Below are 6,607 nucleotides of genomic sequence, written 5' to 3' on the forward strand. Positions count from 1 at the left end.
CGGTACTTGACCGTGACCGAATTGCCTTGCCCCGCCAGCACCGTCTTCTGAACGTTGGTCGGCAACTCCTCCCACGGAGTGTTGATGTCAAAGTCCAAGTCGTCGGCAAGTGCAGTCAGAAGCCGCAGGTAATACCCCGCCATGGATGCGTGGGACCACGGTTGGATCGCGCCGTCCGAGAGGGATTTGCTGGGATCCGGAATGACCAGCTCGGGGTCCACCTCCATGCGAGTGCCAAGACCCGAGCACTGCGGGCACGCGCCGAACGGTGAGTTGAAGGAGAAGGACCGAGGCTCAAGTTCCTCGAAGGACAGCCCGTCTTCCAAGCAGGCCAGGTGCTCGCTGAAGGTGCGCTCACGATCCGGGTCGTCTTCAGCCAAGTCGACGAAGTCCAGCGTCACCATGCCATTGGTTAGTCGCAGAGCTGTCTCGATTGAGTCCGTCAGTCGACGCTTGGCGTCGGGTTTGACCGCGAGTCGGTCAACGACCACCTCAATCGTGTGTTTCTCCTGTTTTTTGAGCGTGGGCGGCTCGGCCAGGCTGTGAACCACACCATCGATCCGCGCACGCGAGAACCCCTGCGTCTGCAGCGACCGAAAAAGGTCCACGTACTCGCCTTTGCGAGAACGGATCAGCGGAGCAAGGATCTGGAACCGCTGTCCAGCCGGGAGTTCTAGTACTTGGTCGACTATCTGCTGGGGGGTCTGCCGCGCGATGGGCTTGCCACACACCGGGCAATGCGGCTTGCCGATTCGTGCGTAGAGCAGTCGGAGGTAGTCATAGACCTCCGTGATAGTTCCGACCGTCGATCTCGGGTTCTTCGATGTCGACTTCTGGTCAATCGCGACCGCTGGTGACAAGCCCTCGATGAAGTCCACATCCGGCTTGTCCATCTGCCCGAGGAACTGCCGCGCATACGCAGACAGACTCTCCACGTAGCGTCGCTGGCCCTCGGCGAAGATCGTGTCAAACGCCAAACTGGATTTGCCTGAGCCGGACAAGCCGGTAAACACAATCAGCGCATCTCTGGGCAGATCAAGGGACACGTCGCGCAGGTTGTGTTCGCGCGCGCCACGAACGATGAGCCGATCCACCCGTGAAGGCTAACCCGCGGCCCCGACAGGACCGGTCGTCGGTAACGCCCGCGCCCGCGACAACACCGGGCGTCGGTAACGTCAAGGGCGTGAACTATGACGGCAAGGTCGAGGTCGGTGGGCCATGGCAAGTCCAAGACAGCGCACAACTGGAGATTCGCAAACTCGCAGTCGGCTTCTTGGACAACAACTGCTACCTCCTACGAGACAAAGCCACCGGTCAGACCCTGCTTATCGATGCCGCAGCTGAGTCTGGCCGGATCCTGGACATGTGCGATGGGCAGTTGGACGCAGTCCTGACCACGCACTGCCATCCCGACCACTTCCAGGCGTTGCAGGACGTCGTCGAGCAAACCGGTGCCGAGACCTACGCCAGTGAACCGGAGGCAACGCTCATCCCAGTGCGCACGGACCATCTCTTGTCCGACGGATCGGTCCTGCAGCTAGGTCAGGCAAACATTGAACTCGTTGAACTCGTCGGCCACAAACGACTCGGGTCCGAACACATCTCCACTTCGTTAGCAGCCATCTATCGAGATCCGGACGGGTCGACCCATACCTTCACGGGCGACGCCTTGTTCCCCGGTGGGATCGGAAACACCTGCGATGATCCCGCCGCCTACTCCACCCTGCTCAACGACGTCGCGAGCAAGCTGTTCGCGAAGCTCCCAGATAGGACGGTGGTGTACCCCGGCCACGGGTGGGATACGACCATAGGAGCCGAACGGCCGTCGTTACAGGTCTGGGCAAATCGACACTGGTGACCGGTCAGTTCAATCTGCGAGTCCACCGACGTCGACGGGTGGATCGAGCGTTGGTGACTCCGCTCTCGGGCGTGGTATCGAATGGGATGCTGGCGCGGCTCGGCCGAACAGCCAGCCCTGTCCCCACGTCCAACCCAACTCCTGCAGAGCTCGCGCTTGTTGCTCACTTTCAATTCCCTCGGCGATGCGGGTCAGGTTGAGTCGATCAGCCAAATCGGCGAGTCCGCCAGCGATTTTTGCTGCTTGACCTTTCGGATTCTGCCCAATTCGGGAAGTGAACGAGAGGTCAAGCTTGATGCCAGTCACCGGGTACTTCAGCAGTGTCGAGATCGATGAGTAGCCCGTTCCAAAATCGTCAACCAGCAGCCCAACCCCCGAATCACTGAGGGTGAGCAAGCCACGGTGCGCCTCAACACCGAGGTTCATCAAAGCGTGTTCGGTGATTTCGATTGCCAACTGCGTCGGGTCCACACAATGATCTCGCAATAATTGACTGACCATGGGACTGAAGGCTGGGTCGGCGATCTCGGTCGGTGATGCATTGACAGTCATCAGGTACCCGGCTCCGAGCGTACCCATGAGCTCGACAGTGCGAGCAAAGATTTGGCTCCCCAGGGCCTTGATCGACCCAGCCTCCTCGGCAACCTCGATGAAGTCCGCAGCCGTGATCGTTCGACCGTCGCAGACCCAGCGGGCAAGTGATTCAAACCCGACGATCCGCTCGCTTGAGAATTCCACGATGGGCTGGAACCACGGCACGAATTCGCGGTGAGCAATCCCGTTCCGGATCGAACCCGCAAGCTCCATTCTGCTCTGCACCTCATTGCGCATGTGATCGTCAGCGACTACGCAACAGTCTCTGCCTCGACTCTTTGCCTGGTACATCGCGGTGTCCGCCTCGCTGAGCATCTCCTCCGGTGTCGACTCGGCCCGCCCGACGCTGATGCCAATGCTCACGGTCACGTGAATGCCGCGGTCTGAGTCAAGCGAGATGTCGGATCCAGAAATGATCGACCTGATGCTTTCGGCTGACTCAACGACGCTTCGGTCCGAAGCAGTTCGGTTGGCGACGACCACAAACTCGTCACCACCAAAGCGACCAACCATGTCACAAGTTTCTAGGCATTCGCTCAGTCGTTGGGCGATCCCAACCAGCACGCGGTCTCCTGAAATGTGGGAAATGCCGTCATTAACCGATTTGAATCGATCGACGTCAATGAACATCACAGCCACTCGGCCGTCCGACGGTTGACCCGCAATGGCAGCGGAGAGGCTCTCGTGGATGGCCTCGCGATTTGGCAACCCCGTGAGCGCGTCGTGGACGGACCTGTAGCTGAGATCGGCATAGGCCGCGGTGGTGGCGATCTCAGCCGTCTTCTGTCGCGAAATGTCGATGACCTGGGAGACAAACGCCAACGGCTCGCCTTGATCGTCGCGAATCGCGCTGACATACAGCCGAACCCAGACGATCGATCCGTCGCGACGGAAGTAGCGCTTATCCATCTCATAAGAGGGTATTGACCCATTGACGACCGCAGCCGCTTGCTCCACATCGGTCTCTAGGTCGGCCGGATGGGTAATGGATTGGTAGGTGAGCTTGGTCAGTTCAGACCGTTCGTACCCAGTGATCGCGCAGAACGACGCATTCACTTGAGCGAAGTACCCGTCCAACGTCATCAAAGCCTGCCCGATGGGCGCCCGCTCAGTCGCTTCGATCAGGAGCCCGTCGGCAAGCGCTCGATCATGCTGCCGCTGCACGCTCTCGGAAGCATCCATCATAGATGCGTGCGCGCCTACTAGCCCGCCATCGTCGCCACGCACCGCGGTGGCGCGGACATCTCCCCACAGGTACGACTCGTCCCCTTTGCGATAGCGGGCGGTCCACTGAGCACCGTCGGCACCGGCAACCAGCCCTGCCAGCGCAGCCTCCACCAGACCCACATCATCGGGATGACGGAAGTCTGAGCTTGGCATCCCCAAGAGGTTCGTGGCTTGCCAACCGAGCAACTCGCACAGGTCAGTGTTGACCTCCTCAATGGTCCCAGCGCGACTCACTCTGAGGTGGCCGACTCTCGGAAAGACTCGTGGCCGCAACTCCTCGGCCTCGGCCGAGTCAGCTATCTCGTGCCATGTCTGGTCGCTGATGGCCGGAACGATGTGACCGGCCAGGGCAAGGACCGTCCCGTCACTTCCCTTGACGGGATATGCGAGCACCTCCGCCCAGAAGCTTGACCCGTCCTTACGGCGATACTCGCGGCGGCGGCGCCATTCGGTGGTTCCGTCGCGAGTCAAGGCGTCAAACGCACGTTCGGAAACCGCCTCGTCGCCTGGCGCATTGAGCATCCATGCAGAGCTGCCGACGAGTTCTTGGTGGGAGTAGCCGGTCATTCGACTCATCGCTCGATTGGCCGACCGAATGATGCCGTCGACACCAACAATCATGAAACCCTCGGTAGCCTCCTCGGTAGTGGCGCGCAGCACATCGTCAGCACTGGGCCGGGCAGGTTCGGCAGCGTCGGCCGACGCACCTGGACTAACCACCATGAGCGAAATGATCCCAGCGGATTCGGGCCGTGTCCTGGCAGATCGAGGCGACTTCCCAACCCGGCCTCACGCAGTTCCTGGATTCTTCCATTTGCGCGAGAGCTATTGCGTGAAGCAGGCATGCGCGCAAAGGTGGCAGTGACCGAGCCACCGAACTGGGGAAGCCATGACTGACACAGCGCGCGCAAGCTCCATGACTGCCGACCAGATCGCCACCCATCGTGACGACCTCGCGAGTCCAACCACCACCGATGTGCAGGTCGTGGATGCCTGGTGGCGGGCGGCCAACTACTTGACGATCGGCCAGATCTACCTCAAGGCCGATCCGCTGATGCGCGTTCCGCTGACCCCCGAGGACATCAAACCCCGACTCCTTGGCCACTGGGGTACGAGTCCCGGTCTGTCCTTTATCTACGCGCACGCCTCGCGACTGATCCGCCAGACCGGGCAGCAAATGATCTATCTCGCCGGCCCCGGCCACGGCGGTCCGGCACTCGTCGCCGCCAGTTGGCTGGAGGGTTCCTATACGGAGTGCTTCCCAGACATCACGCGCGACCGTGACGGGATGCTGCAGTTGTTCCGGCAATTCTCCTCCCCTGGCGGAATCCCGAGCCACGCGTCAGTAACCACGCCTGGCTCGATCCACGAAGGCGGCGAACTCGGCTACGTGTTGGTTCACGCGTTCGGCGCCGTCATGGACAACCCCGATTTGATTGCTCTGGCGGTGGTCGGCGACGGGGAGGCAGAGACTGGCCCACTGGAGGGCTCCTGGAAGGGTGTCTCATTCATCAACCCCAAGCGGGATGGGGCAGTCTTGCCCATTCTGCATCTGAACGGCGCCAAGATCGCTGGACCGACCGTCCTCGCCCGCAAGGATCCCGCGCTGCTGCGCGACCTCTTCCGCGGATACGGGTACGAGGTATTCGAGGTCACCGGCGACGACTTGCCCGGCATGCACGAGCGCTTCGCGGAGGTGCTCGCCGACGCCTGGGCCCGGATCAAACAGATCCAAGCAGCAGCCCGCAACGACGACTGGGACGGTGATGAGCCGCTGTGGCCAATGATCATCCTACGCTCGCCCAAGGGTTGGACTGGGCCGAAAGTCGTTGACGGTATTCAGATCGAGGGCACGTGGCGGGCACACCAGGTTCCGCTCTCGGGCGTGAAGGAGAACCCGGAGCACCTGGAGATCCTGCGCGAGTGGCTGCAGTCCTACCGGCCCGACGAGCTATTCGATGCTGACGGTGTCCCAACGGGAATGGTCACCGACGCCAACCCGCACGGCGACTTGCGAATGAGTGCGGCTCCGGCGGCAAACGGTGGGCGACTGACTGAGGTGTTGGAGATCCCCCCCACCAGCAACTATGAGATTGACGTGCCAGCCCCAGCCACGGTGCGCCACGAGTCGACTCGCGTGCTGGGCGAGATGATGCGCGACATCTACTCGGCTAACCCCCACAACTTCCGGCTCTTCTGTCCAGACGAGACCAATAGCAATCGCCTCGGCGCCGTCTTTGAAGTGAGCGACCGAGCCTGGATGGAGAAGGTCACCCCAGAGGACGTAAAGCTCTCCCACGACGGGCGCGTGATGGAGGTGCTCTCCGAACACAATTGCCATGGTTGGCTGGAGGGCTACACGCTCACAGGTCGACACGGATTGTTCGCGACCTACGAGGCCTTCGCCATGGTTAGCGCGTCCCAGACGATCCAACACAGCAAGTGGTTGGAAGAGTCCAATCACCTTGGCTGGCGGGCCGAGGTGCCCAGCCTGAACATTCTGCTGACGTCGACCGCCTGGCGTAACGATCACAACGGCTTCTCTCACCAGGCGCCTGGTTTGTTGCAGACGATTCTTACCATGCGCAGCGATGTAGCGCGGATCTATCTACCGCCAGATGCCAACTGCTTGCTCTCGGTAGCCGAGCACTGCTTCAAGTCCCGCTCCTACGTCAACCTCATTGTCATCGACAAGCAGCCACAGCTTCAGTGGCTCACTCTTGAGCAGGCCAACGAACACTGTCGACTCGGTGCCAGCATCTGGGATTGGGCGGGCAATGAGGACGGTACCGGTGACCCGGACATCGTGTTGGCATGTGCGGGTGACGTAGTGACCCAGGAGACGATCGCCGCCGCGCAGATCCTCAAACAACGACTGCCCGCCATGCAGGTCCGGGTGGTCAACGTCGTGGACATCATGGCGCTGCA

Annotated in this window: 3 protein-coding genes and 1 pseudogene (1 of these 4 cut by a window edge); 2 read left to right on the forward strand and 2 right to left on the reverse strand. The window is 61.2% G+C overall.

What is annotated here, in order from left to right; all coding sequences use genetic code 11:
- A pseudogene (locus tag KAZ48_09240) lies at positions 1–1,094 on the reverse strand (excinuclease ABC subunit UvrA); it reaches 1,558 nt to the left of the window's first position.
- An 89-nt stretch (positions 1,095–1,183) separates the two neighbouring features.
- On the opposite strand from KAZ48_09240, the gene KAZ48_09245 reads away from it, so the two are divergent.
- On the forward strand, positions 1,184–1,858 hold the full coding sequence (locus KAZ48_09245; protein ID MBP7972974.1) for an MBL fold metallo-hydrolase: 675 nt from the start codon (positions 1,184–1,186) through the stop codon (positions 1,856–1,858).
- A 9-nt stretch (positions 1,859–1,867) separates the two neighbouring features.
- On the opposite strand, the gene KAZ48_09250 is transcribed toward KAZ48_09245, so the two are convergent.
- Positions 1,868–4,402 (reverse strand): PAS domain S-box protein, encoded by a 2,535-nt coding sequence (locus KAZ48_09250; GenBank protein ID MBP7972975.1) that lies wholly within the window; start codon positions 4,400–4,402, stop codon positions 1,868–1,870.
- Between the two features lie 166 nt (positions 4,403–4,568).
- Here KAZ48_09250 and KAZ48_09255 point away from each other — a divergent pair.
- On the forward strand, positions 4,569–6,607 hold a 2,039-nt coding region (locus KAZ48_09255), incomplete at its 3' end, for a phosphoketolase family protein (protein MBP7972976.1).

This window comes from Candidatus Nanopelagicales bacterium, from assembly GCA_018003655.1.
Lineage (GTDB): Bacteria > Actinomycetota > Actinomycetes > S36-B12 > UBA10799 > JAGNDY01.

What these genes read in the sequence shown, in the direction of transcription:
- KAZ48_09250 (MBP7972975.1), bottom strand. Translation starts at nt 4,402, where the DNA reads ATGGTGGTTAGTCCAGGTGCGTCGGCCGACGCTGCCGAACCTGCCCGG.